The following is a 23,691-nucleotide window of genomic DNA, read 5'->3' as shown; positions in this document are numbered from 1 at the left end:
GCCGTCAGACCCAAGAGGGCCCCAGGAACGGGCACCAAGACGGACGATCCGGGGGCCTGGCGGACAGCAGGATGGTGGGGTCCCCAAGGACCCGCCACCAGGAGAGCCGTCAAGTGACCATTACCACCGCCCACCGTGCAACCACAGTGGCCGCCCGCGCCACGGAGCTGTCCAAAGTCTATGGACACGGTGAGACCCAGGTGGTCGCGCTCGACCGGGTCTCCGTGGACTTCCGACAGGGCGAGTTCACCGCGATCATGGGCCCTTCGGGCTCCGGCAAGTCCACGCTGATGCACTGCGTCGCCGGACTCGACAGCTTCAGCAGCGGCTCCGTGCGGATCGGTGAGACCGAGCTCGGCTCCCTCAAGGACAAGCAGCTGACCCAGCTGCGCCGGGACAAGATCGGATTCATCTTCCAGGCGTTCAACCTGCTGCCGACGCTGACGGGTCTGGAGAACATCACGCTGCCGATGGACATCGCCGGCCGCAAGCCCGACAAGCAGTGGGTGGAGCGGGTCATCGACATGGTCGGGCTCTCCGGCCGGCTCCACCACCGCCCCGCCCAGCTCTCCGGCGGCCAGCAGCAGCGCGTCGCCGTCGCCCGCGCACTTGCCTCCCAGCCCGAAATCATCTTCGGCGACGAGCCGACCGGAAACCTCGACTCCCGTTCCGGCGCCGAGGTGCTGGGTTTCCTGCGCAACTCCGTACGCGAGCTGGGCCAGACCGTCGTGATGGTGACGCACGACCCGATGGCGGCCTCATACGCGGACCGCGTCGTCTTCCTCGCGGACGGGCGGATCGTGGACGAGATGCTAGCCCCGACCGCGGACGGTGTGCTGGACCGCATGAAGGCGTTCGACGCCAAGGGCCGCACGAGCTGAACCCTCAGGCTCCCCCTGTCCGGGGACCAGCCCCGCTCCCGTCACTTCGTCCGGTCCCTGTGGGACCGGACGCCCCACCACCTGGACGCCCTCATGTTCCGTACCGCCCTGCGCACTGTGCTCGCGCACAAGGCCAGGCTGCTGATGACCGTGCTCGCCGTGATGCTCGGCGTGGCCTTCGTCTCCGGCACCCTGGTCTTCACCGACACCCTCTCGAACGCCTTCCGAAGCCAGTCCGCGAAGAGCTACGACAACGTGGCGGTGGCCGTCACCTCGTTCGGTGACCCGAACGACCCCGAGTCCGACCCCGGCGTCTCGCAGAAGACCGTCGACAAGATCCGGGCACTGGACGGCGTGGCCGCCGTGTACGGCCGCGTCGAAGGCTTCGCCGGGGTCGCCGACCCCGACGGAAAGCTCATCGACGGCACATTCGGCAGCCCCAAGGGCTCCAACTTCGCCCCCGGCAAGGACGGCAAGGACCCCGCCTACGCCTTCACCGACGGCTCGGGCCCGCTGAAGTCCGGTCAGATCGCACTGGACGAGGGCACCGCCGCCAAGGGCAGCTACAAGGTCGGCGACCGTGTCCGGGTCGCGACCAACGGGCCGGTCAAGAAGTTCACCCTGAGCGGTGTCTTCACCACCGACGACGGCGAAGTGAAAGCCGGCGGCAGCCTCGTGCTCTTCGACACGGCCGTCGCCCAGAAGCAGTACCTCGAGACGGGCTGGTACCAGGACGTCACCGTCACCGCCGCCCCCGGCGCCGACGACGCGAAGCTCCTTGACGCGATCGAACCGCTGCTGCCGAAGTCCGCCGAGGCCAAGACCGGCCGGGCGATCGCCGAAGAGCAGGCGAGGGACATCGAGTCGGGCCTCGGCGCCCTCAAGCAAGTGCTGCTGGGCTTCGCCGGCATCGCTCTCTTCGTCGGCGTGTTCCTGATCTCCAACACCTTCTCCATGCTGGTCGCCCAGCGCACCAAGGAGCTCGCGCTGATGCGCGCCGTCGGCGCCTCGCGCAAGCAGATCACCCGTTCGGTGCTCATCGAGGCCGCGCTCGTCGGGACGGTCGCCTCGGCGATCGGCTTCGTCATCGGCGTGGGTCTGGCGCTCGGGCTGCGTTCGGGCATGGCCGCCTTCGGAATGAACGTCCCGCCCGGACCGCTGGTCGTGACCGCCACCCCGGTGACCGCCGCGCTCGCCGTCGGGGTACTGATCACGATGTTCGCCGCCTGGCTGCCGGGCCGCAGGGCCGCGAAAATCCCGCCGGTGGCGGCGATGAGCAGCGTCCACGCGGTCGCCACCGTCAAGTCCCTGGTGGTACGCAACTCCATCGGCACGTTCATCACCGCGCTCGGCACGGCCGCCATCGTGTGGGGCGCCGGAATGGGCGGCGACGACGGCCGGATCCGAATCGCGGCAGGCGCGTTCTTCGCACTGATCGGCATCATCATCCTGATCCCGCTGCTGTCGCGGCCCGTCATCGCGCTCATCCGCCCTCTCCTCACCGGCCCGTTCGGGGTCTCCGGCAAGCTGGCCGGGCAGAACGCGGTCCGCAACCCGCGCCGCACCGGCGCCACGGCATCCGCGCTCGCCATCGGTCTGACGCTCGTGACCGGTCTGACGGTGCTCGGTGTCACGGTCGGCCAGGCCCTCGACAAGATGACCACGGACAACATCAAGGCCGACTACATGGTCGTGATGGCGAACGGTGGTGACCTGGACCAGTCCGCACTGACGGCCCTGGAGAAGGCGGACGGGGTGACCGCGGTCTCGCCGCAGCAGTCCGTGTACTTCGAGCTCCGGAAGGGCGAGAAGGCCGAAAGGGACGGCTTCGTGTCAGCCTCGGCGGTCACCCCGGGCGCCATCGGGCAGGTCCTGAACATCGACGTCGTGGACGGCGGCCTCGGATCGCTCGCCGATGGACGTATCGCGGTCGCCGAGAAGACGGCCGAGAAGAGAGGCTGGGAAGTCGGAACGGACATCCCCGTCACCTTCGGCGACAAGAAGCAGGGCACCCTGACGGTCGGCGCGGTCTACAAGGACAGCGAGTTCGTGTCCCCCGTCATCGTCAGCACCGAGGTCGTCAACCCGCACGAGGCCAAGCCGTTCATCCCGCAGATCTTCGTCAAGATGGACGGCGGTCCGACCGCGACGAACGAGAAGGCGCTGATCAGCGCTCTCGGTGAGAACCCGGCCATCACGGTGATGGATCACCAGGACATCCGCGACCAGTTCGGCGGCATGATCAACCTGATGCTGAACATCCTGTACGGCCTGCTCGCGATGGCCCTCCTCATCGCCGTCCTCGGCGTGGTCAACACCCTTGCGATGTCGGTCTTCGAGCGGCAGCAGGAGATCGGCATGCTCCGCGCGATCGGTCTCGACCGGCGCCGGGTCAAGCGGATGGTGCGGTTGGAAGCCGTGGTCATCTCCCTCTTCGGCGCACTGATCGGCATCGGCCTCGGTACGTTCCTCGGCTGGGCGATCGGCGAGACGATCAAGGCGTCGATCCCCGGCTACGAACTCATCCTGCCCTGGGAGCGGATCGGGATCTTCCTGGCGCTCGCGGGACTGGTCGGCGTGCTGGCCTCGTTGTGGCCGGCCCGCAGCGCCGCGAAGCTGAACATACTGAACGCCATCAAGACCGAGTAGCGGCTGGCGTACGACGACAGGGCCGGGTCTTCCCCCTGCGGTAGACCCGGCCCTCGCTTGATGTCACGGACGTCCTGCCCAGCGGTATACCGCCGCGGTCGATGCTCTCGTCACCCTGAGCTGCGAAGTCCCACAGAAGGACGGTCGCCCGGCTACATCCGCCGACCAGGGCAGGGGTCGACACGGGGGTGCCCAAGAATTCCCTGCTCATACCACCTGTTCTGCGAGATGACGAAGCGGTGGCCACTGCGCCTCCACCCAGGGCACGTCCGCCAGGCGGCACACGGGCGAGGGCCCGGGTCAGTGGACGGGGCTCCAATGCTCCAGCGCATCGTCCAGCACAGGCGTCTCGGGGTCATCCCAGATCAGGCAGCCCCACACCAGGCCGGGCACATCTGGGCCCATGGCATCGGCCGGCCCTTCGGTGAGGGTGCGGTGAACGGCTTCGAGGTAGGCGGCGATCGACGGACAGCCGGGTTTGTGACAGGCCAGATTGTCCGGCAGCGACCAGTAACCGACGCCGCCCGCGCCCACGTAGTGCCCGGACTCGGGGCCTGCTTCGTCGCCGGTCAACCAAGGCACCACCGCGGAGCCCCACAAGTCGTTGCGGTCGATCTCGGGCAGCCGCAGCCTGAGCGCATCCGCCGGGCCGAGCAGGATTCCGCCCGGCAAGAACGCCCCCGAACCAACCTCGCCCTCCTCCTCATTGGCCTCGATGTACTGGTGCTCCACACCGCCGCACAACCGCCACAGGTGGGCCAGCTCCACAGGAACCCCGAAGCCGAGGTGCTGTCTCAGCTGGGCGTCAGCGGCCTCGATTACCTGCTCCGGGGCGGGCGGAAGCAGCGAAGAATACGAGACTGGGGCATTCACCCTCAGCCAGGTGGTGAGGCAACTCCAGGCCGCTTCTAAGTTCTGCTGATCGCGCATTTCGTCAACCTAACGCCCGGCGGAAAGGATTCCCTATCGTGATACCAAGACGCAGCCGTGACGGAACGTGAACCTTCAGAGCGTTGTCCGTCACGTCCCATTGCCCACGGCACGTCGAGGTGTCGCCGTGCGATGGCATGACTTGCTTGTGTCCCTTCCTCCTCGCTGCGCTTGCGCTGGTGATGCGCCTTGGAGGAGGGACAGGTCGTGATGCTGACGATCGCCGATAGGTACATGCTCCGCAGTAGACCGAGGTGATATCGCTTGAGCCTGCGGAGGCTGCCGCTGACGCGGTCTGAGGGCCGGGCCGGCCAAGCGGCCAGGCGGACGAAGTTGTGCCGGAGCCCAGCGTCAGCGTGCCCCGGCGGCCGCGGCCAGGATGCGCTGCAGGACGGGGACGGGGATCGCCGGGTTGACGATCGCCTCGTATGCCGTGGCACGGTCGTGCAGCAACCCGGCCAGGACTCGCGCCGGCATCTGCGGATTGCGTATCGCGGCCGCACGGACATGGGACGCCGGGTCGTTCAGAAGCCGCACTGCGTCGGCCGACGGCAACCGGGAATCCTCGGCCGCCCGGCGGCGCACCTCGGCTTCGGGATCCCGAGCGAGTCGCGCGACGTCGGCAGGTGTGGACTCGGGATCGTCCAGGGCCAACCGGCGCATCCGCCCACTGGGGTCGGCGGCGTAACGCAGCAGTCCGGTGCGGGGGAAGTTGGGGTGGCCGCGGGGGCGGTCGGGGTGGCTGAAGCTGCCGTCCCACCAGCGCCATACCTCCAGCAGCATCTCGGTCGGCGCATCGTCGCACGATTCGGCGAGGAACAGGCGGACCGTCCGGTCCTCGTCCCGGGCCAGGCGCGCCACGACGTCCGGTGGAAGGTGCCGGGCACGGGCCACGCTGCGGCGGACGAGCGGATGGGACGATACGGCCAGGCGGCGCATCGCGTCGGCGTCGCCGTGCAGGCTCTCGACCCAGGGCAGAGTGTGCGACATCAAGGTCGGGTCGAAGTCGTAGCGCACCGAGGCACGCTGCTCCTCGGTGAGATCAGGTCGCAGTGCCACCACGGAGCGGATGTCGTCGTAGGGGTCCTGCGCCAGGACGGCGACACTGGGTGCGCCAAGTCGTGGGTTGCCGGCCAGCGCCCGGCGTACCTCCACGTCCCCGTCCCGGACCAGCTCCGCCTCCAAACCGGGCTCGATACGGCACTGTTCGAGCGCCCGCTGGGGTGCCGGCACCTCGTTGAAGACCTCACGGGGCATCGGGACAACGGTGTGGTGGGCAAGCAGCGCCGCCGTACGCACCGCGTCGTCGGTGTCGGCCAGCAGCCGCTTGCGCAGTGGCACGGCGAGGTCCTCCCAGTGGGCGCAGGCAGTCGCCCGCACCCGGGGATCTGCGTCGGCCGCGAGGCTGGGCAAGTGGTGTGTAGGGAGTCCTGGGAGTTCGGCGGCCTGGGCGCGGGACGGGCCGGCGAGGAGGTCGTCGTACAGGTCTCCGGGGAGTTCAACGCCCCAGGCACAGGCATGCTCTGCCCACAGCACGCGCCGGCTCTGCGACGGTTCGGCGCGGATCAGGCGTACCCATTGATCGGACGTGAGCTTGGGCCGGAAGGTGTCGGCGGGCTGCGAGCGCACCCGCGGATCGGGGTGTGCCACGGCGGCGTCGAGGACGGCGGACCGGTCGCAGTCGTGCAGGAAGCCCTCCGAAACGTCCAGCAGCCGGATCAGCAGCTCGTCCGGCGCGGCCGGATTGAACCCGATCCCCTCCGCCCAGTGCGAAGGCCACACCGGCCGGCCGGGCACCGCCGCCCACACCTCGGCGCGCTCGGTCTCCGTCTCGCGCCCGGCGGCCGCTGCGGTTTCCTCCAACTGCTCCGGCAGCCGGTCGAGGGCCGTCACCCGTGGCCCGTCCGCGCGAGGAACCTCCGCAAGCAACACCTGCCCGTCAAGGGAGAGCGCCACGAACCCGGGGCCGCCGGTCAGCCCCGGCACCTCGCTGGAGTGCCGGACCCGGGTCCACCAGGAATCGTTGCCGCCGATCCGACGTCCGAGGATTGCCACCAAGAACTCACCATCGCAGTCGGCAACGCGGCGCCACCACGCGGCGTCGAGCCCTTCCCGGGCCGCTCCGATCGGCGCTGCAATCCCCCGCGCGATGCGCCAGCCGGCCTCCGGCGGGAACAGGCCGCCTGGGCGCACGTCCGCGACAACCGTGAGCCCGGCGCATGCAAGCAGTTCGTGGAGTTCCTCTCGGTGTTGCACGCGGTCATGATCCATGCCGACTCACGGTGAGACAAGGCCCTCAGCCCAGGCAAGACCGGCCCGCACCCGCGTACACCTGCCATGGCGTTCGGCGACCCCATCCGAACAACTTGAGCCGCCCCCACCGGACCGAGAACGACTCACCCACACTGGCCGCATCCGGCTGTCACCAGAAGTATTTCCAGATTCCGCACGACTCGAGATGCAGCCCTTCGCACTCGTCGTTCCAGCAGGCTCGAAATCCCTTGATCTCAGTTCGGGTGGATCTACGCTCGCTGTCCTGTCGTGGTCACCGCTCCGGCCTCCCTGCCAGCGCACTGCCCGACACATCCAGTAAGAGGCTACATGTCCGACCTTGAGCCCCCGGGCCGAACAGTGGCTGGGCGGTCCAATTCGACCACGACAGGCAGCGAGGCCGGGCAGCCGCGCCGGACGACGCCCACCAGTTTTCCGCCTCCGTCGCCCCCTCGCTGGCCCGGGCCTGCACCGGCCCGTCGGCGACCGTAACCACCCGTTTCGGCCTGCTGCACGCGGCAGGGGTGGTCATCGTCCCGCTCAACATGCCGACGAAGACCGAGCAGGACCGCGACCTCCGCCGGGACCCGGTCACCAGGCTCAGCGCCACGCGCATTCCGTCACTCCCGCGTCGCACCACCCGCGCGAGGCGCTGTTGGTCACGCCCGAGCCGCAAGGCCGACGGCCCACCGGGACTGATCCTATCCGTAGCCGACGGGTGCCCGGATTGGTCGGGAGAGAAAGTAGATCTATGAGGCATCCGGACCAATCCGCCGGCCGCTCTGGCCCGGATTCCCCACGTGAGCAACGAAGCGAAGAAGCCCAGTGATCTACGGCAACGGCGGCCGGAGCTGGGTGCGCTCAGTGGCCTCCTGGCCGGTTTCGCAGCGCTCGCCCTCGCCGAACTGACAGCGGCGGCGGTACGTCCGCAGGCCGGCCCGGTCGTCGCAGTAGGAGGCGCCGCCATCGACCGGACGCCGGCTGCTGTGAAGGACTGGGCGATCCGCAGCTTCGGCACCGACGACAAACTGGTCCTGCAGATCGGCATCTTCGCCGTACTCACGGGCCTGGCCATCGCCCTCGGCCTCCTCGCAGTCCACCACCGACGGACCGGTTCGGGCGGAGTACTGATCTTCGGTGCCTTGGGAGCGCTGACGGCGACTGGCCGCCCGGACTCCACCGGCCTCGTCGACGCCCTGCCTTCCCTGATCGGGGCGCTCGGCGGCGCCGTGCTCCTGCACACGCTCACGGGTCGACTGGTGACCCGTACCGGTGCCGGATCGGTATCGGACGAGCCGGCCGTGCGACCGGCTCCGAACGAGCCGGCTGTGGACGTGGCTTGGGACCGGCGCGGATTCGTGCTCGCCGCGACGGCGGCCGCGGCCGCCTCGCTGGGTGTCGGCATGCTGGGGCGCAAGCTCAAGGCCTCCAGCGGTCGTGCAGCGATCGACTCACGCCAGGACCTCGTTCTGCCGCCACCCGCCTCACCCGCGCCCGCTGTACCGCGGGGTGCTCAGTTCAGGGTGGACGGCCTCAGCCCGTTCTTCACGCCGAACGAGCGGTTCTACCGGGTGGACACCGCGTTGGTGGTACCCCGGCTGGACACCGCGACCTGGCGTCTGCGCATCCACGGGAAGGGGGTCACCCGTGAGAAGACCCTGACCTTCGACGACCTGCTGCGGCGGGAACTGATCGAGCGTGACATCACCCTGACCTGCGTCTCCAACGAGGTGGGTGGCCCGTATGTCGGGAACGCCCGTTGGATCGGTGTCCGGCTGGCGGACCTGCTCGCAGAGTGCGGCGTCGAGCCGCCTTCGCGTGGCGGGCCCGCCGACCAATTGGTCGCAAGGTCAGTCGACGGCATGACTCTCGGCTCCCCTGTCGAGGACGTCATGGACGGCCGCGACGCGCTGCTCGCCGTCGGCATGAACGGTGAACCTCTGCCGTTCGACCACGGGTTCCCCGTCCGCATGGTCGTGCCGGGGCTGTACGGCTACGTCTCCGCCTGCAAGTGGATCGATGACATCGAGCTGACCACGTTCGACAACTACGACCCCTACTGGGTCGAGCGCAACTGGGCCCGTGAGGCGCCGATCAAGACACAGTCCCGGATCGACACCCCGAAACCGTTCGCCCGGCCGGAGTCCGGCACAGTGATGGTGGCCGGCGTCGCCTGGGCACAGCACCGTGGCATCGAGAAGGTCGAGGTACGCATCGACGACGGGCCCTGGCAGCAAGCCACGCTCGCGGCCGAGGACTCGCGTGACACCTGGCGCCAATGGTCATTGCCCTGGCAGGCGACCAAAGGCGGCCACACCCTCACTGTCCGCGCCACCGACGGCACCGGCCAGATACAGACCGCCGACCGGGCCAAAACCGTCCCGGACGGTGCCAGCGGTAGGCACACCGTGGTGGTGACCGTCGAATAGCGGGCCGGCTGCCGTGCCGTAAGCGCATGCCACACCCCCACAGAACAGCACTCCCCCTCATTCCTATCAACGCAGCCTTCGCGCTGCCCGTTTCACAGGAGATCCCATGAATACTCGCATCCGCCGCGCCGCCGTCGCTGCCACCGCTGCAGCCGTCTTGCCGTTGGCCCTCGCCGCCTGCTCCGGCGACGCCGACAGCAAGCCCTCGGACTCCGCCCAGGCCGCCTCGTCCGCCCCCGCGGGCGGCGACGAGAAGACGGATGAGGCGCCCGACGGCATGGCAACCACGGACGAGCCGTTCGGCCCCGCCTGTTCCTCGGTGCCACAGGAGGGCGCCGGCTCCTTCGACGGCATGGCCGTGGACCCGGTCGCCACGGCCGCGTCCAACAACCCCGCGCTGTCAACACTGGTCAGTGCCGTCAAGAAGGCCGGCCTGGTCGACACGCTGAACAACGCCGAGAACATCACGGTGTTCGCGCCCACCAATGACGCGTTCGCCAAGATCCCGCAGGCCGATCTGGACAAGGTCCTGAACGACAAGACACAGCTGACGAAGATCCTTACCTACCACGTCGTGGGCCAGAAGCTGACGCCCGAGGACCTGAAGAGCGGATCGTTCGAGACGCTGGAGAAGTCCGAGCTGACCACGACCGGTACCGGCGAGTCCTACACGGTCAACGACACCGCCAAGGTCGTCTGCGGCAACGTCAAGACGGCGAACGCCACCGTCTACATCATCGACAATGTCCTGATGCCCAAGAACTGACGCAAGGTAGGCAAGTCGGGGACGGCGGTCGGGCAGTCACGCCCCACCGCCGTCCCGGGCGCTGTGGCACGGACAGGTCGCGAGGCGGTCGGCCCGGGAGGCCGGGGCCGGACGTTCATGCCCGTAGGGGCAGGGGCGGCCTCACGGCCGGCTCTCCGGTGCCGGTGGCTTCGGCGAACAGGTCGAAGCGTGCGGTGTCCGGCGCCACCAGGTGGGCCACGGCTGAAGCCGCGGTGCGATACCCGTCGCTGCGACGGCGGAGCATCGCGGGGCCGCCGTCCTCGATCAGCAGCATTCCGGCATGCGCGCCCGCCGCCCGCGCATGCCGGGCAGACCGCGAAGGCACCGGGAACGGTGACGCGGTCACGACCGCCGTGCGGCACCGGTATGTCCTTGTACCTGAGTTGTCCGAGAAACGCGCCCTCGGACACGACAGCGCCAGGGTGACGACACCTCGCACCCGATCGGCGCCCGCCGCTCTGAGGGCGGCGCGCCCGCCTATCGAGTGACTCAGCAGGACAGCGGGTACGTCCTCGACAAGTTCCCGCAGCCGGTCCAACGCCCGCCGGGTGTCACGCACGGGATCGGCTTGATCGCCGATTCAGCCACGTCCGCGGTAGTACACCTACCCAGCCAAACGTCCCGCCGGTTCCCCGGTGTGCGGGGTGCCTTCAGGCTCGGGCTGGCCGCGGCGCCCGCGCTCGCGCTCGCCGTCATGCCGGTCACCTTCGCAGTGGCGGTGCGCAAGGGCCTGCACCGGGTGGTTGACGTCGCATGGGAACTCGGCTTCGCCGCCGTCTCGGAATCAACCGCCGCGGTCGGCCACGGGGACGCGGCGCGCCGGATCCTGGTGACCACGCTGTCGGTCGTGCGGGGACTGTGTCTCGCCGCGCACATCGCCGGGCGAGGCCACGGCCACGGCCACGGCGAGCACCCCCGCCACGAAGCCGTACTGGTCAAGGCTCCCGGCAGCCGGAATCTCTACGCTCTGCGCATGATCGGCCTGTTCCAGGGCGCCCTTGTGTGGCTGGTGTCCCTGCCCGTCCAGGCCGCGGCGTACGGACCGGGCCCCCTCATGGTCCTGACTGGACCGAGACCGTCCCGTGGGCCGCGGGGCTGTGCTCCGAGGCCGTCAGGGAACGCCCAACTGGCGGCGTTCAAGGCGCACTTGGCCGATGCGGGGCCGCATCATGGACTGCAGCCTGCGGAGCTAGTGCTCTGACCGGGAAGGTTCGCCGGGTTGGTGGTCGCGGCGGTTGGATGTCCGGTGACGTCCGTTCGTCCGATCGCTGGGGGTGTGGTGGCTGGGCCTGTCCGTGTGCGCAGGTTGACCGACCAAGAGGGGCAGAAGCTGCAGCAGAGCGTGCGCCGGGGCAGCACCAGTTCGGTGCGCTACCGGCGCGCGATGATGCTGCTGGCCTCGGCTGGCGGGAACCGGGTCCCGGTGATTGCACAACTGGTGCAGGCAGACGAGGACACCGTCCGTGACGTGATCCACCGGTTCAACGAGATCGGCCTGGTCTGCCTGGACCCTCAGTGGGCGGGAGGCCGTCCCCGCCTGCTCAGTCCTGACGACGAGGACTTCGTCGTCGCGACGGCCACCACCCGCCCGACCAGGCCCGGCCAACCCTTCACCAGCTGGTCCGTCCGCAAACTTGCCGCCCACTTGCGACGCGTGCACGGTCGCGTGATCAGGATCGGCCGCGAGGCGTTACGTTGCTTGCTCGGCCGTCGTGGCATCACCTTCCAGCGCACCAAGACCTGGAAGGAATCACCCGACCCCGAGCGTGACACCAAGCTCGACCGGATCGAGCACGTTCTGGAGCGGTTCCCGGACCGGGTGTTCGCGTTCGACGAGTTCGGCCCGCTCGGCATCCGCCCCACCGGCGGTTCCGGCTGGGCCCCTGCCGGCCACCCCGAGCGGCACCCCGCGACCTACCACCGCACCCACGGCGTCCGCTACTTCCACGGCTGCTACTCGATAGGCGACGACACGCTGTGGGGCGTCAACCGCCGCAAGAAGGGCGCCGCGAACGCCCTGGCCGCGCTGAGGTCGATCCGCGCGGCCCGCCCGGACGGCGCGCCGATCTACGTCATCTTGGACAACCTGTCCGCTCACAAGGGCGAGACGATCCGGCGCTGGGCCAGGAGAAACCGGGTCGAGCTGTGCTTCACGCCCACCTACGCATCCTGGGCCAACCCGATCGAAGCCCACTTTGGACCACTGCGGCAGTTCACCGTCGCCAACTTCAACCACCGCAGCCACCCCACCCAGACCCGGGCTTTGCACGCCTACCTGCGCTGGCGCAACAAGAACGCCCGCCACCCCGACGTGCTGGCCGCCCAGCGCAAGGAGCGTGCCCGGATCCGCAGCGAGAAGGGCATCCGCTGGGGCGGACGCGCACTCTGCACAGCATCCTGACCCACCTGGTGTTGCTATCGGGTTGGATCTCTAATCGTCGAACTCGAAGCCCGAAGTCTCCGCCCGGGTGATGATGTCGCGGACTGCCTCGGGGTTCGTGATGACTGATTCAACGGCCGTCTTGAGAAGTACGAGGTCGCTCGGACTCCCGACCGCGCAGAACATGCCAGCCTCGCTGTCGAAGTCGAGGCGCTCGGCGATGTCCGGCCAGGCAAACCGCACGAGACCTTCCCAGAAGTATCCGTTCGGCTCGTGTTCTGCATCGACCACTGCGGCATCAGCAGCCAGGCCACCAACATCCAAGGTCAGCGAGTGCTCGCCGTCGAAGTCATGAAGCTTGATGGTCACGGCCGCGATACTCTCACGCCTGGCCCACCGGCCGTCCGCTCCCTCCAAAGGCTCATCCGCTCCCGAACCCAGTGAACCTTTCCGGTCGCAGCGCTAGACCCCGCCGCCCCGACCTCGGCGATTTCCTCGTCTGGTGGGACCTGTTCCTGATCGCCTGCGACGCCGGTCCCGCGGCGGCTGCCTGTGTCCGTCCTCTCGCCGGTCGGGATGACCTACCTGTTGATCGCCGGAAGCGGGAAACGGCTACCGGAAGGCCACATGGCCGACGGTCCCGGCTGGTGCGCCTATGCGGCGCGCACCCGCAGCTTTCATCCCCCGGTTACCGCACAGCCTCATGCCGGCATCTCCATCAGGGCGATCGGCTCAGAGGTTGGCTGTTCCGATCCGCCAGCCGGCTCTACGGTGATGCCCACGCCCGCTGCACCGTCCACGAGGCCTCGCAACAACACGGCCTGTTCGGTGCGGCCGGGGTCCATCAGGCCCGCCGACCGCATCGTCCCCCCGTCGGAGAACCACAACTGGTACACCTTGTCCCGCGGCGCCTCGGCCATCCCCGACGCCAGGAACACGGCACGGTCCCGGCCGTCGGAGACCACAAGGGTCCCACTCGCCCCGCCGGGCAGGCTCACCGTCCGCGACTTGGCGTCCGACGCGGCCAGCACCCCGGTCAGCGCGTCGGCCCGCTGCTCCGCCCGTGCCGCGCGTTCCGCGGCGTCCTGTGCCCGTTCGTACTGCCAGACGGCGGTGCCGCCCAACGCCGACGCCGCGGCAACGCACGCGGCCAGCGCCCATCGGGACAACGCCCCCGCCCTCCTCACCCCGGCACGCCGGGCCCACTCCACCGGACGGCCGACCGGTGGCACCTGCCGCACAGTGGTGACACGCCGCAGCACCCGCTCCCTGAGCGCGCTGCCGGGCGTGACCGTGGCCGCGAGGCCCAGCCGGGCCGCGGTGGCCGCAAACTCCGCGGCTTCCTGGCGGCAGGGTTCGCAGTCGGCCATGTGCCGTGCGAAAGCGGCGCGTTCGGCGTCCGGTAGCGCGTGCAGGGCATAGGCACCGGTCAGGCCGTGCGGGTCGGTCATGCTGTTCATGCACTCACTCCCAGGCAGTCACGAAGCCGGATGAGACCGTCGCGCAGCCGGGTCTTGGCCGTACCGAGCGGCAGCGCGAGCGCCTCGGCGACCTGCCGGTAGGTCAGGCCCCGGTAATAGGCCAGGGTCACCGCCTGGCGCTGGATCTCGGTCAGGGTGCGCAGACATCGGCGCACCTGCTCCCGCTCCAGCCGGTTCTCCACCTGTTCGGTCACTTCGTCGTACTCGGGCGTGCGGTCCAGCAGAGCGGCCTTGTGATCACGTGCCGCCGCAGCCTCCGCCGACCGGACCCGGTCCACGGCCCGCTGGTGAGCCATGGTCAGCACCCAATTGATCACCGTCCCGCGCTCGGGCCGATACCGGGGCGCCGTGCGCCACACCTCCACCAGGACCTCCTGGGCGACCTCCTCCGACTGCGCCTGATCACGCAATACCGCCCGGACCACCCCGAGCACGGAACCTGCCACGGCGTCGTACACCGCGGCGAAGGAGTCCTGGTCACCCAGAGCCACTTCATGGATCAGCTTCTGGAGATCGGGCTGGGCTGATGGATTCTTGCCGATGTACACGGCTTCCTTCACGGTGTTCACTCCAACAGGCGCGACGAGCGGGATGTCCCCGCGTAATCCGAGGCAACTCGGAGACCGGATTGGTTCACGTCCGGGTGACTTTGCTCATGCCCGGCCTGGGCCTCGCGCTGCTCACGCTCACGGCCGTGCGCACCAGGCCACTCGCGCGTACGTGCGAGCGTGCGTAGGCAGTCCGCAACGTCGTACGTGACAATCGCCCACTGGCTCAGGTGGGCAACTCAACGACATCATCACGTCCGACCAGCGCAGCGCACCATGCTCTCCTGGCCGAGATACAGCTCGGTGCGCGCAGCCGACACCACCAAGCCAGCCACAGCCCCGGCGCGCAGCGCCAGAGTGTGCAATGCAGCGCGAATCGGCCGGCCCAGTTGGACGGACCGCTCACCAGTCGCGATTCGGGGGTAGTGGCACTGGTCAGTCGGGGAGGGTGAAGGTGACCGGGATGTTGGGTCAGGCAGCAGCCGGGGCGGTCAGCATCGAGACCCTCCCGTTCCGCAAGCACGGCCGGGAAGTCGGCGAGGCATGCAACCGCGGCCGGCCGCACGACTCCCGCGCCACCGGGGATATCGGCCACGTCAGCCGCACAATGCGCCGCCGGAAGCGCTCCAGCAGCCAGGCGATCTGCTCGCGGAAGGCCTGCCGTCGGCAGGTCAGATCCGGGCAGACCAACCGCCGTAAGCGCAGCGGACCACAACCGGGCGCCCATCGACCGGCACGCCTGCCACCGTACGGCGGTGCTACCGGTGCAGCTTCACCGACGTCGTGCCGCACACCGGACGCGGCACACCGGGTCCTCCCGAGTGCGGGCCGACCCCCCTGCGACACCGCCGTCCGCCATGTCTTCGACGACCAGCGCCGATAACGCGTAAAGCACGCTTATAACAGAGGATTTGATGGCCGCTGCAGGATAATGCTCAAGGATGGAGAATTGTCGACACCACCGACTACCGGACGAATCGTTTCGTATGACAGTCCGGCAGGAATCGGTGTCGAGTGGACTTCAGGCGTAGGCGTCCTCGACAGCGACTCGTCGCACTGTGCGCAGCGTCGACTGAAGGCGGTCCAGATCGGTCGAGCCCAGAGCGAGGCGGAGCGCCTGTGGCGTGTGTTTCGAGGTGGTGAAGGGCTCCGCCGTGCTTACCGAGATGTGCTGACGGGCGAGCGTGGCGGTCAGGCGATCTGCGCGTGCGTCGTCGGGCAGGGGTAGCCATGTGAAATACGACGAGGGATGGCCGATGAGGGGTAGGCCTGCCAGTTCGTGCCTTGCGAGGGCTTGGCGGGCCTTGGCGTCGTCTCGCTTTTTCGCTTCCAGGTGGTCCACCGTGCCGTCCTCGAGCCAGCGGCAGGCGATCGCGGTGGTGAGGGCCGGGGTGTTCCAGGTGGTTGCCCGAATCGCGCGTTCGAGCGATGGCGCCGTGGAAGGCGGGGCGACGACGAAGCCGACCCGGAGGCCGGTGGCTACGCTCTTGGACAGTCCCGAGACGTAGAAGGTGATGTCCGGAGCGCTTGCAGCCAGCGGCGGTGGAGGGTCCTCGACCAGGTAGGCGTATGCGGCGTCTTCGATGATGAGCAGACCGTGCTGCCGAGCGATCTCGATGAGACGGGTGCGGTCAGCTGCCGGCATGACCCAGCCCAGAGGGTTGTGCAAGGTCGGCATGGTGTAGATCGCGCGCACAGGACGGGTCGCGCACAGTTTCTCGAAGGCATCGAGATTTGGGCCGTCGGCGGATGTGGGTACGGGCTCCAAGTCCAGATGAAAGGCCTGCGCGAGCACCTTGAAACCGGGGTAGGTGAGTGTGTCCACGGCGACGACGTCACCGGCGTTGAGCGCGGCCATGACGGTGACGGCCAGGCCGTGCTGCGCACCGTTGACGATGAGGATCTGGTCTGCGTCAGGGGTGATTCCTCGACGCCTCAGATGCCGTGCGATCGCGGCTCTGTCCTGGGGGCGCCCTCGATGTGGTTGGTAGCACAGCAGCGAGTCGAGATCCCCTGAGGTGGCCACCTCTCGCAAGGCCTGCCGCAGGAGATCGGCTTGTCCGGGCAGCGACGGATAGTTGAAGTTGAGGTCGACCGCATCCGCGGCGACGACTTGCTGATCGATGCCGTGACCGGCGGGAACGGCGATGTCACGCACAAACGTGCCGCGGCCCTGTTCCCGGCTCACCAGTCCCATCGCCTCCAGTTCGGCGTACACCCGGGTCGCGGTCACCACGGCGATGCCCTCGCGAGCGGCGAGCCCACGGTGTGTCGGAAGCCGCATGCCTGCGGCGAGCCGGCCTGTCCGGATGTCGGACGCGAGCGCGTCGACCAGCGTTTTGTACCGCGGGGCTGCCATGCACCGAATTGTATCCATGACAATTCTTTGACTGTCCTGTTTGCGGTCCCTAGCGTCAAGACCACTCCTGCGGAAGGACAGCCGCCGTGCACATCGCCATCCTCACCTTCGAGGGCTACAACGAGCTCGATTCCCTGATCGCCCTCGGCGTGCTCAATCGTGTCAAGACCGACGGCTGGCGCGTCACCATTGCCACCCCGAGCCCCAAGGTGGCCTCCATGAACGGAGTGATCATCGAACAGATGTCCACTCTCGAGGAGGCGTGCGGCGCTGACGCCGTCATCGTCGGCAGTGGCATCGCTACCCGCGAGGTCGTCGAAGACGAGACGATCATGAACAGCCTGCGCGGCCTGGACCCCTCGCGCCAGCTCATCGCGGCACAGTGCTCCGGTGCACTCGTGCTGGCCAGGCTCGGCCTGCTCAATGACATCCCCGCCTGCACCGACCTGATCACCAAGCCCTGGGTCATCGCCGCCGGCGTCGAGGTGCTCAATCAGCCCTTCTACGCCAAGGACAACATCGCCACCGCCGGCGGCTGCCTGGCCTCGCACTACCTCGCCGCCTGGATCATCGCCCGCCTCAAGGGCGACGCCGCCGCCGAAAGCGCGTTGCACTATGTCGCCCCGGTCGGCGAGAAGGAGGAATACGTACAGCGTGCGTGGCGCAACATCACCCCCTACCTGCCGCCCCCAGACCGGCGCTCGTCCGAAACGACCAGCCGCAAGCAGTACCGGCCAGGAGGCCATGCCGCCGGCAGCCCGTCGTTCGCGGCCGCACACCTACCGGGCTCTTGAGGCAGGAAGGTCGCAAAGCGATGAACGATGCGGTGAGACGCAGCCTGGGCAGCCGCACGAACAGCGCCGAGCGGACAACGGTCATGCCTGACTCACGGCGCGACAACGGCTGTGATCATCTCGACGAGACGTTTCTGCCCTACAACTGGCCCAGCGATTTCCGCACTGCCTCTCCAGCGTGAGCACGCCGGCCGAGCGATCCCCGGCCGACAACACGCTTCCCTTGTTCCCCAGGCCGCCGCGCACGTGACGTCCGCGTGATGCGTCCTCCTCGCATCCCGTCAACGGGGTGCAAGGAGGAAATGGTGTACGCCACGGATGCGGCGTTGTCACAGAACAAGACACTGTCCGGTCAGTTGCCCACTAAGAGGAGAAGTGACCTCTATGCCCCATGTCGCCCATCCCCAAGCCATCCAAGGACGACAGCTCCATGAAGAAGACCACGATCAGCACCGAGCGAGTGACACTCGGTAGGCAGATCCAGGCCTCTGACATTTCCGACACGGCGTTCGCGCTGCTCGACGAACAGGGGACGGTGGTCGCATGGACGCAGGCCGCTCAGCACCTCGTCGGATACTCCGCCAAAGAGGTGGTCGGGCGTTCCGTCACACTCGTCCTGCCATGCTTCGGGATAGCACCGACGATGTCGGCGTACGTCGAGCAGTGCCGTGCCCGCAACGGCTGGTCGGGAGCGCCGGCTGTGCTCCACCGGGACGGTCGCACACTCGACGCCCGCCTGCGGATCTCGTTGGTGCAGGGACAGGACGGAGCAAAGCGGTGGCTCGCGTCCGTCACCGACATCGGCATGCCGTTCGGGGAGACGGTGAACCTATCGGTGCAGGGGTCGATTCTCGACGGTGCACCGATCGGCGTGGTTATCCGTGATCTGGAACTGCGTTGTACCTGGGTGAACGATGCGATGGAGAGCCACGACGGCATTCCGCGTGCCCGGCGGCTTGGAATCGGAATCACCGACGCGTGGCCCAGTGTCGAAACCGAAGCCACGGAGGCGGTGATGCGTCGGGTACTGAGATCCGGTAGCACCAAGGTCCACGAGTACCGGACGTGGCTGCCGACGAGTCGGGGCGAGGAGCGCCCGTACGCGGTGTCATTCTCCTGTCTGCAGGGCGCCGACGGTCGTGCGCTGGGGATCTGCACCATAAGCGCCGATCTCACCGAGAGTCGGCGGGAGCGCGAGCGCCTGGCGGTCCTCGGTGAGGCAGGCATACGCCTGGGCAGCACCCTGGATGTGATGCAGACCAGTCAGGAACTGGCCGATCTCGCCGTGCCCCTGCTCGCCGACTTCGTCGCCGTGGATCTGGAGCAGTCGGTCCTGTCCGGTGAAGGACCCTCGATCGGCATCGGTCCGATGAAGGAGCGCCTGCCCGTCTTCCAGCGTGCCGGTCTGGCCTCGATCCACCAAGGGGTTCCGGAATCCCCCTGGGTACGCGGTGAGCTGGTCCCCCTTCCGCCCGCCTCGCCCTTCACCGACATCCTGCGCACCGGCAGGTCCCACATGGAGCCGGCCCTCGACACCGCTCCGGGCTCGTGGATCGACCGGGACCCGGTGCGGGCGCGAATGATTCATGAGAACGGCTTGCACTCCGCGATGGTCGTGCCAATCCATGCGCGGCGCGTCCTGCTGGGTGTGGCGCTGTTTGTCCGCACCGAGGATCCCGTGCCGTTCCGGGAGGCCGATCTGCGGCTGGCCGAAGAATTCGTCAGGCGCGCCGCGGTGTCGTTGGACAACGCCCGCCGATACTGCCGCGAGCAGACCGCGGCGCTCGCGCTGCAACGCAGTCTGCTCCCGCGCAGTCTGTGTGGCGGTGCGGCGGTCGAGGCGGCCTCGCGCTACCAGCCCGCGGACATCGACAGGGGTGTCGGCGGCGACTGGTTCGATGTAATCCCGCTGTCCGGTGCCCGGGTGGCCCTCGTGGTCGGCGACGTGGTCGGACACGGCATCGATGCTGCCGCGACGATGGGCAAGCTCCGCGCCGCCGTCCACACGCTCGCCGCACTCGAGCTGCCCCCCGACGAACTGTTGGCGCACCTCGACGACACGGTCCAGCGAGTGACTGAAGGGAGCGGCGACGATCCGGACCAGAGCAACGCGGCAGTGGGCGCCACCTGCCTGTATGCCGTCTACGACCCGGCCACCCGCCGGTGCACCATGGCTGCGGCCGGGCACCCACCGCCCGCGATCATCGACCCGCAGGGCCGGGTCACCTTCCCCGACCTTCCCACCGGAAGCCCCCTCGGCATCGGACTGGCACTCCCCTTCGAAGCCATCGAGCTGGAACTGCCCGAGGGAACCCTCCTCGCCATGTACACCGACGGCCTGATCGAAGCCCGCGGCCAGGACATCGAGGAGGGCATGCACCGCCTGGGCACCACCCTGACGCAACCGGGCCGGTCTCTGGAGGAGCTCTGCACCGACGCCATGGCACTCGTCGAGGACCGAGGAGCGTTCGACGACGCCAGCCTTCTCCTGGTCCGCACCCGCTCGCTCAGCACAGACCAGGTCGCCTCCTGGACCCTGCCCAGCTGCCAGACCGCTGTCCACCACGCCCGGAACCTCACCGCCGATCAGCTCGCCGAATGGGGTCTGGAAGGATCCGTGGACGGCATGAAGCAGATCGTCAGCGAACTGGTGACCAACGCCGTCCGCCACAGCGCCGATCCGATTCGCCTGCGTCTGATCCGGCACCATGTCCTGACCGTCGAGGTGACAGATGCCGACAGTCACGTCCCGCGCATGCGTACCGCGCGCACCGTCGACGAGCACGGCCGCGGCCTCGCCTTGGTCGCCCAGCTGTCCCGCAGATGGGGCACCCGCCCGGCGCAGGCCGGCAAGGTCGTCTGGGCAGAAGCAGACCTACCCCGCCTGTCCCGTCCCCAATTGCGTACAGCCCGTTGACGCGCCGACGTCAAGCATGTGACGTCGCCGGTCCCGGCATCGCTTGACATGACGCCTCTTTCCCGCTCGCGTGTTGCCTGGGGAAAGAGGCGTCGTCCGCTCTGGGCGGCGTGCCACGGGAGTTGGAGCCGTTGCTGCCGGTGGGGAAGAAGGCGGGCAGGCCGCGGACGTGGACGCGTCGACAGTTGATCGACGGGATACGGTGGCGGACCCGCGCGGGCACCCCGTGGCGGGACGTCCTCGAGCGATACGGCCCGTGGGACCGGATCTACGACCTGTTCCGTCGGTGGCAGCGCGACGGCACCTGGAAGCGGATCTTGGAGCAACTGCAACTCCAGGCCGACGCGCAGGGTCTGATTACCTGGGATGTGAGCGTGGATTCGACTGGCTGCCGCGCCCACCAGCACGCCGCTGGACGTTCCCGAGGCGGCCTGACCACGAAGATCCACCTGGCGACCGAGCAGGGGCAGAAGCCGCTGTCGCTGCTGGTCACTGCCGGGCACCGGCACGACAGTCCGCAGTTCCAGCCTGTCCTGGAACGTATTCGTGTCCCCCGCGCCGGTCTCGGACGACCGCGCTCCAAGCCGGTCAGGGTCCGAGCCGACAAAGCCTACGGCTCTCGCGCGAACCGCTTCTACCTGCGCAGACGCAGAATCGGATGCACTATCCCGGAGAAAGCCGATCAGGTCCGCAACCGCAAGAAGCTCGGCTCCCGAGGTGGCCGGCCGCCGGTCTTCGATAAGGAGGACTACAAGGAGCGACACGCGGTGGAGTGCGGCATCAACCGGCTGAAAGTGCGACACGAAGTCGCACACGTTAAGTGGGAAAGCCACGAAGGAAGGAGAGATGTGCTGACCCCGGATTAGTGTCCGTATCCGTTCCCGCGCTCACATGCGTCGCCGGTAACAGCGGGGTGTGAAGCTGAGCGTTCAAGCCCAAGAATTTCCCGGCCGCCGGGAAATAACAGGCGAGGGAAAGACTGGACGGGTGAACCGCGTGAACCCCTGTTGATGTCTCGTAAGGTTGAAGCTGCCTGGTGGTTTGCAGTCGGCAGCTACAGAACCCGATGCTGAGAGGCGTCAGGCGACTTCCGGAGATTTGAGACCGGAAGGAGGACACCGCCGGTTTCGGGATAGAGGGGGCACCCACCCCAGTCGCAACTTACGTGTGTGGAACGTGGAAACCCCGATGGAGTCCGGGCCACAGCCCGGTAAGCCAACCGCAAGGAAGGCCCAACTCTCCAGCGGGAACAGGATGGTCCAAGAAGCGAATGCCGGTAGATCGAAAGATCAGGGGAAAGTTGGAGGCAACCTTCACGCCTCCGGTCATAACCCGCCGGATACGGGTCCCAGTGACCCGACCCGAAAGGGTGCCCACGTGGACCAGGTGAGCCTTTGCAGTATCCCGAGTAAAGCAGCCGGAACCTGGCGGACAAGTTAGACGCGAAGGAGGAACTTACAGTTGGAGTTACCCAATCCTGTTCGGACTTCCATAGCGAACGGACCCCAGGGCGGAAATCTCGACTGGCACAGCATCAACTGGGCCGAAGCCGAGGAGAACGTACGGCGTCTGAGACAGAGGATCTTCAAAGCGACACAGGAAGGGGACCTCAAGAAGGTCCGCAATCTGCAAAAGCTCATGCTGAGAAGCCGCAGCAACACGCTCGTGAGCGTGAAGCGGGTGACACAGCAGAGCAGAGGCCGCAAGACGGCAGGGATCGACAGGGAACGCGCTCTCACTCCCAAGGCGAGAGCACGGATGGCAGTTGAAATTGACGGCCAAACACAACCCTGGCGGGCCAAGCCCGTCAAGCGGGTCTACATCCCAAAGAGCAACGGAAAGCAACGACCACTCGGAATCCCCGTCATGCGTGACAGGGCCATCCAAGCACGTGTGAAGAACGCGTTGGAGCCTGAGTGGGAAGCTCGGTTTGAATCACGCTCTTACGGATTCCGGCCGGGCCGCGGCTGCCACGACGCCATCCAGGCGATCTTCAGCACCGCGAAGGGCAAGGCGGCCAAGCGCCAGTGGGTACTGGACGCCGACCTGGCTGCCGCGTTCGACCGCATCGACCATTACCACCTGCTCGAAGCCGTTGGGCAATTCCCAGCCAGGGAATTAGTCCGGCAGTGGCTGAAGGCTGGTGTGGTCGATGACGGACGCTTCACCCGGACCGAGGAGGGAACCCCTCAAGGCGGCGTGATCAGCCCTTTGTTGCTCAACATCGCTCTGCACGGGATGGAGGAGGCCGCAGGAGTCCGCTTCGCCACCCGCAAAGGAAAGGTCATGTGGGCTGCGAAAGGAACTCCGATCCTGGTGCGATACGCCGATGACTTCGCCGTGTTCTGCACGAGCAAGGAGGAGGCGGAGACCGTCAGGTCACGCCTGGCGGAATGGCTGCAACCCCGAGGACTTCGCTTCAATGAAGAGAAGACGCGAATCCTCCACCTGTCGGACGGGTTCGATTTCCTCGGGTTCAACATCCGCCGCCATGGCGACAGCCTGATCATCACGCCCAGCAGGGACGCGGTCAAGAGAGTCCGGAAGCGACTGAGATCCGAGATGCAAGCCCTCTTAGGGCAGAGCATCACAGTCGTACTACGCCGTCTGTCCCCTATCGTCAGGGGCTGGTCCGCGTATTACCGGACAGTGGTGTCCAGCCGGACGTTCTCGGCGCTGGACAGCTATGTGTGGACGCTCACCTACAAGTGGGCCAAGCGCACCCACCCGAAGAAGTCGAAGCGTTGGATTGTGAACAAGTACTTCGGCAGGCTCAACCGATCCAAGATGAACAACTGGGTATTCGGTGACCGTGCCACGGGCGCACACCTTCCCAAGTTCGCCTGGACCAACATCAGGCGGCATCAGTTGGTCAGGGGTAAGTCGTCACCTGACGATCCCGCACTCCTCGACTACTGGAGCCAACGCCGTCAGACGCGCACACCACCACCGATGGACAAGATCAGCCTTACTCTGGCAGCCCGCCAGAAGGGCGTCTGCCCACTGTGCGGTCAAGCGCTCATCGCCGGCGCGGAATATGAGCCTGACAGCCCACGCGAGTGGATTGACTGGTTCGACGCGGTGAAGAAGCGGTTGCATAAACACCACTTCACCTACCGGCGGCATGGCGGCTCTGATGAGAGCAAGAATCTTCGGCTCGTCCACTCGGAATGCCATCGCCAGCATCACGCAGGCGACAGCGACCGGAAATGAGCAGAACCTGTGAAGCCTTCGGGCTTGCTTGAGCCGTGATGCTTGGAAACAG

The 23,691-nt window shown here is 67.6% G+C and carries 18 protein-coding genes; 11 read left to right on the top strand and 7 right to left on the bottom strand.

Features of this window, described 5'->3' with window-relative positions; all coding sequences use genetic code 11:
* The first annotated feature begins 71 nt into the window (after positions 1 to 71).
* Together DN051_RS39120 and DN051_RS39115 are read left to right on the top strand one after the other, a co-directional pair.
* The gene (locus tag DN051_RS39120; protein ID WP_053762108.1) at positions 72 to 881 is read left to right on the top strand and encodes an ABC transporter ATP-binding protein; all 810 of its coding nucleotides are present in this window, start codon (positions 72 to 74) and stop codon (positions 879 to 881) included.
* A 93-nt stretch (positions 882 to 974) separates the two neighbouring features.
* Positions 975 to 3,530, top strand: a complete 2,556-nt coding sequence (locus tag DN051_RS39115) for an ABC transporter permease (protein WP_112441663.1) — start codon at positions 975 to 977, stop codon at positions 3,528 to 3,530.
* A gap of 300 nt (positions 3,531 to 3,830) precedes the next feature.
* On the opposite strand, the gene DN051_RS39110 is transcribed toward DN051_RS39115, so the two are convergent.
* On the bottom strand, positions 3,831 to 4,460 hold the full coding sequence (locus tag DN051_RS39110; protein ID WP_112441661.1) for an SMI1/KNR4 family protein: 630 nt from the start codon (positions 4,458 to 4,460) through the stop codon (positions 3,831 to 3,833).
* 351 nt (positions 4,461 to 4,811) lie between these two features.
* Positions 4,812 to 6,716 (bottom strand): hypothetical protein, encoded by a 1,905-nt coding sequence (locus DN051_RS39105; RefSeq protein ID WP_112442827.1) that lies wholly within the window; start codon positions 6,714 to 6,716, stop codon positions 4,812 to 4,814.
* Positions 6,717 to 7,531: 815 nt separating this feature from the next.
* Between DN051_RS39105 and DN051_RS39095 the strand changes: the two genes are divergently transcribed.
* Both DN051_RS39095 and DN051_RS39090 read left to right on the top strand, forming a co-directional pair.
* Positions 7,532 to 9,160, top strand: coding sequence for a sulfite oxidase (locus DN051_RS39095; RefSeq protein WP_199314814.1), 1,629 nt, complete (start codon positions 7,532 to 7,534; stop codon positions 9,158 to 9,160).
* A gap of 106 nt (positions 9,161 to 9,266) precedes the next feature.
* On the top strand, positions 9,267 to 9,926 hold the full coding sequence (locus DN051_RS39090) for a fasciclin domain-containing protein (RefSeq protein WP_053762103.1): 660 nt from the start codon (positions 9,267 to 9,269) through the stop codon (positions 9,924 to 9,926).
* 115 nt (positions 9,927 to 10,041) lie between these two features.
* Here the strand turns inward: DN051_RS39090 and DN051_RS39085 are convergent, their stop codons facing one another.
* Entirely contained in the window at positions 10,042 to 10,221 is a 180-nt protein-coding gene (locus DN051_RS39085; protein WP_112441656.1) for a hypothetical protein, read from the bottom strand.
* A 363-nt stretch (positions 10,222 to 10,584) separates the two neighbouring features.
* Between DN051_RS39085 and DN051_RS39080 the strand changes: the two genes are divergently transcribed.
* Positions 10,585 to 11,148: a DUF1295 domain-containing protein gene (locus DN051_RS39080; protein ID WP_246040773.1), complete on the top strand. Its 564-nt coding sequence runs from the start codon at positions 10,585 to 10,587 to the stop codon at positions 11,146 to 11,148.
* A 78-nt stretch (positions 11,149 to 11,226) separates the two neighbouring features.
* Positions 11,227 to 12,348, top strand: a complete 1,122-nt coding sequence (locus DN051_RS39075) for an IS630 family transposase (RefSeq protein WP_342781510.1) — start codon at positions 11,227 to 11,229, stop codon at positions 12,346 to 12,348.
* A 30-nt stretch (positions 12,349 to 12,378) separates the two neighbouring features.
* On the opposite strand, the gene DN051_RS39070 is transcribed toward DN051_RS39075, so the two are convergent.
* The 4 genes from DN051_RS39070 to DN051_RS39055 form a co-directional block, all read right to left on the bottom strand.
* Positions 12,379 to 12,696, bottom strand: a complete 318-nt coding sequence (locus tag DN051_RS39070) for an Imm51 family immunity protein (RefSeq protein ID WP_112442823.1) — start codon at positions 12,694 to 12,696, stop codon at positions 12,379 to 12,381.
* Positions 12,697 to 13,028: 332 nt separating this feature from the next.
* Positions 13,029 to 13,787 carry an anti-sigma factor gene (locus tag DN051_RS39065; RefSeq protein WP_381279959.1) on the bottom strand — a complete coding sequence of 253 codons (759 nt, stop codon included), beginning with the start codon at positions 13,785 to 13,787 and terminating at the stop codon, positions 13,029 to 13,031.
* Entirely contained in the window at positions 13,784 to 14,368 is a 585-nt protein-coding gene (locus tag DN051_RS39060) for a sigma-70 family RNA polymerase sigma factor (RefSeq protein ID WP_053762139.1), read from the bottom strand. The genes DN051_RS39065 and DN051_RS39060 overlap by 4 nt, the downstream gene beginning before the upstream one ends.
* Before the next feature lie 1,009 nt (positions 14,369 to 15,377).
* The gene (locus DN051_RS39055) at positions 15,378 to 16,715 is read right to left on the bottom strand and encodes an aminotransferase-like domain-containing protein (RefSeq protein ID WP_112441652.1); all 1,338 of its coding nucleotides are present in this window, start codon (positions 16,713 to 16,715) and stop codon (positions 15,378 to 15,380) included.
* An 86-nt stretch (positions 16,716 to 16,801) separates the two neighbouring features.
* Here DN051_RS39055 and DN051_RS39050 point away from each other — a divergent pair, with 86 nt between their 5' ends.
* The 5 genes from DN051_RS39050 (at position 16,802) to ltrA (ending at position 23,639) form a co-directional block, all read left to right on the top strand.
* The gene (locus tag DN051_RS39050; RefSeq protein WP_112441650.1) at positions 16,802 to 17,509 is read left to right on the top strand and encodes a DJ-1/PfpI family protein; all 708 of its coding nucleotides are present in this window, start codon (positions 16,802 to 16,804) and stop codon (positions 17,507 to 17,509) included.
* 20 nt (positions 17,510 to 17,529) lie between these two features.
* The gene (locus DN051_RS45370; RefSeq protein WP_159054205.1) at positions 17,530 to 17,691 is read left to right on the top strand and encodes a hypothetical protein; all 162 of its coding nucleotides are present in this window, start codon (positions 17,530 to 17,532) and stop codon (positions 17,689 to 17,691) included.
* Positions 17,692 to 17,939: 248 nt separating this feature from the next.
* Complete coding sequence (locus DN051_RS39045) at positions 17,940 to 20,426, top strand: SpoIIE family protein phosphatase (protein ID WP_112442819.1); 2,487 nt, start codon at positions 17,940 to 17,942, stop codon at positions 20,424 to 20,426.
* Positions 20,427 to 20,527: 101 nt separating this feature from the next.
* Positions 20,528 to 21,292, top strand: a complete 765-nt coding sequence (locus DN051_RS39040; protein WP_425471799.1) for an IS5 family transposase — start codon at positions 20,528 to 20,530, stop codon at positions 21,290 to 21,292.
* 595 nt (positions 21,293 to 21,887) lie between these two features.
* The gene (gene ltrA / locus DN051_RS39035; protein ID WP_199314792.1) at positions 21,888 to 23,639 is read left to right on the top strand and encodes a group II intron reverse transcriptase/maturase; all 1,752 of its coding nucleotides are present in this window, start codon (positions 21,888 to 21,890) and stop codon (positions 23,637 to 23,639) included.
* The last annotated feature ends 52 nt before the right edge of the window (positions 23,640 to 23,691 follow it).

Source organism: Streptomyces cadmiisoli (genome assembly GCF_003261055.1).
In the GTDB taxonomy this organism is placed as follows: domain Bacteria; phylum Actinomycetota; class Actinomycetes; order Streptomycetales; family Streptomycetaceae; genus Streptomyces; species Streptomyces cadmiisoli.
Note: the sequence above shows the minus strand (reverse complement) of the source record. Positions and strands in the feature narration are given on the sequence as shown.

Bases quoted from the DNA above. Each gene is read 5' to 3' on its own strand.
- DN051_RS39120 (WP_053762108.1), top strand. From the start codon at position 72: ATGGTGGGGTCCCCAAGGACCCGCCACCAGGAGAGCCGTCAAGTGACC.
- DN051_RS39115 (WP_112441663.1), top strand. From the start codon at position 975: ATGTTCCGTACCGCCCTGCGCACTGTGCTCGCGCACAAGGCCAGGCTG.
- DN051_RS39110 (WP_112441661.1), bottom strand. From the start codon at position 4,460: ATGCGCGATCAGCAGAACTTAGAAGCGGCCTGGAGTTGCCTCACCACC.
- DN051_RS39090 (WP_053762103.1), top strand. From the start codon at position 9,267: ATGAATACTCGCATCCGCCGCGCCGCCGTCGCTGCCACCGCTGCAGCC.
- DN051_RS39085 (WP_112441656.1), bottom strand. From the start codon at position 10,221: ATGCTGCTGATCGAGGACGGCGGCCCCGCGATGCTCCGCCGTCGCAGC.
- DN051_RS39065 (WP_381279959.1), bottom strand. From the start codon at position 13,787: ATGAACAGCATGACCGACCCGCACGGCCTGACCGGTGCCTATGCCCTG.
- DN051_RS39055 (WP_112441652.1), bottom strand. From the start codon at position 16,715: ATGGCAGCCCCGCGGTACAAAACGCTGGTCGACGCGCTCGCGTCCGAC.
- DN051_RS45370 (WP_159054205.1), top strand. From the start codon at position 17,530: ATGAACGATGCGGTGAGACGCAGCCTGGGCAGCCGCACGAACAGCGCC.
- DN051_RS39045 (WP_112442819.1), top strand. From the start codon at position 17,940: ATGAAGAAGACCACGATCAGCACCGAGCGAGTGACACTCGGTAGGCAG.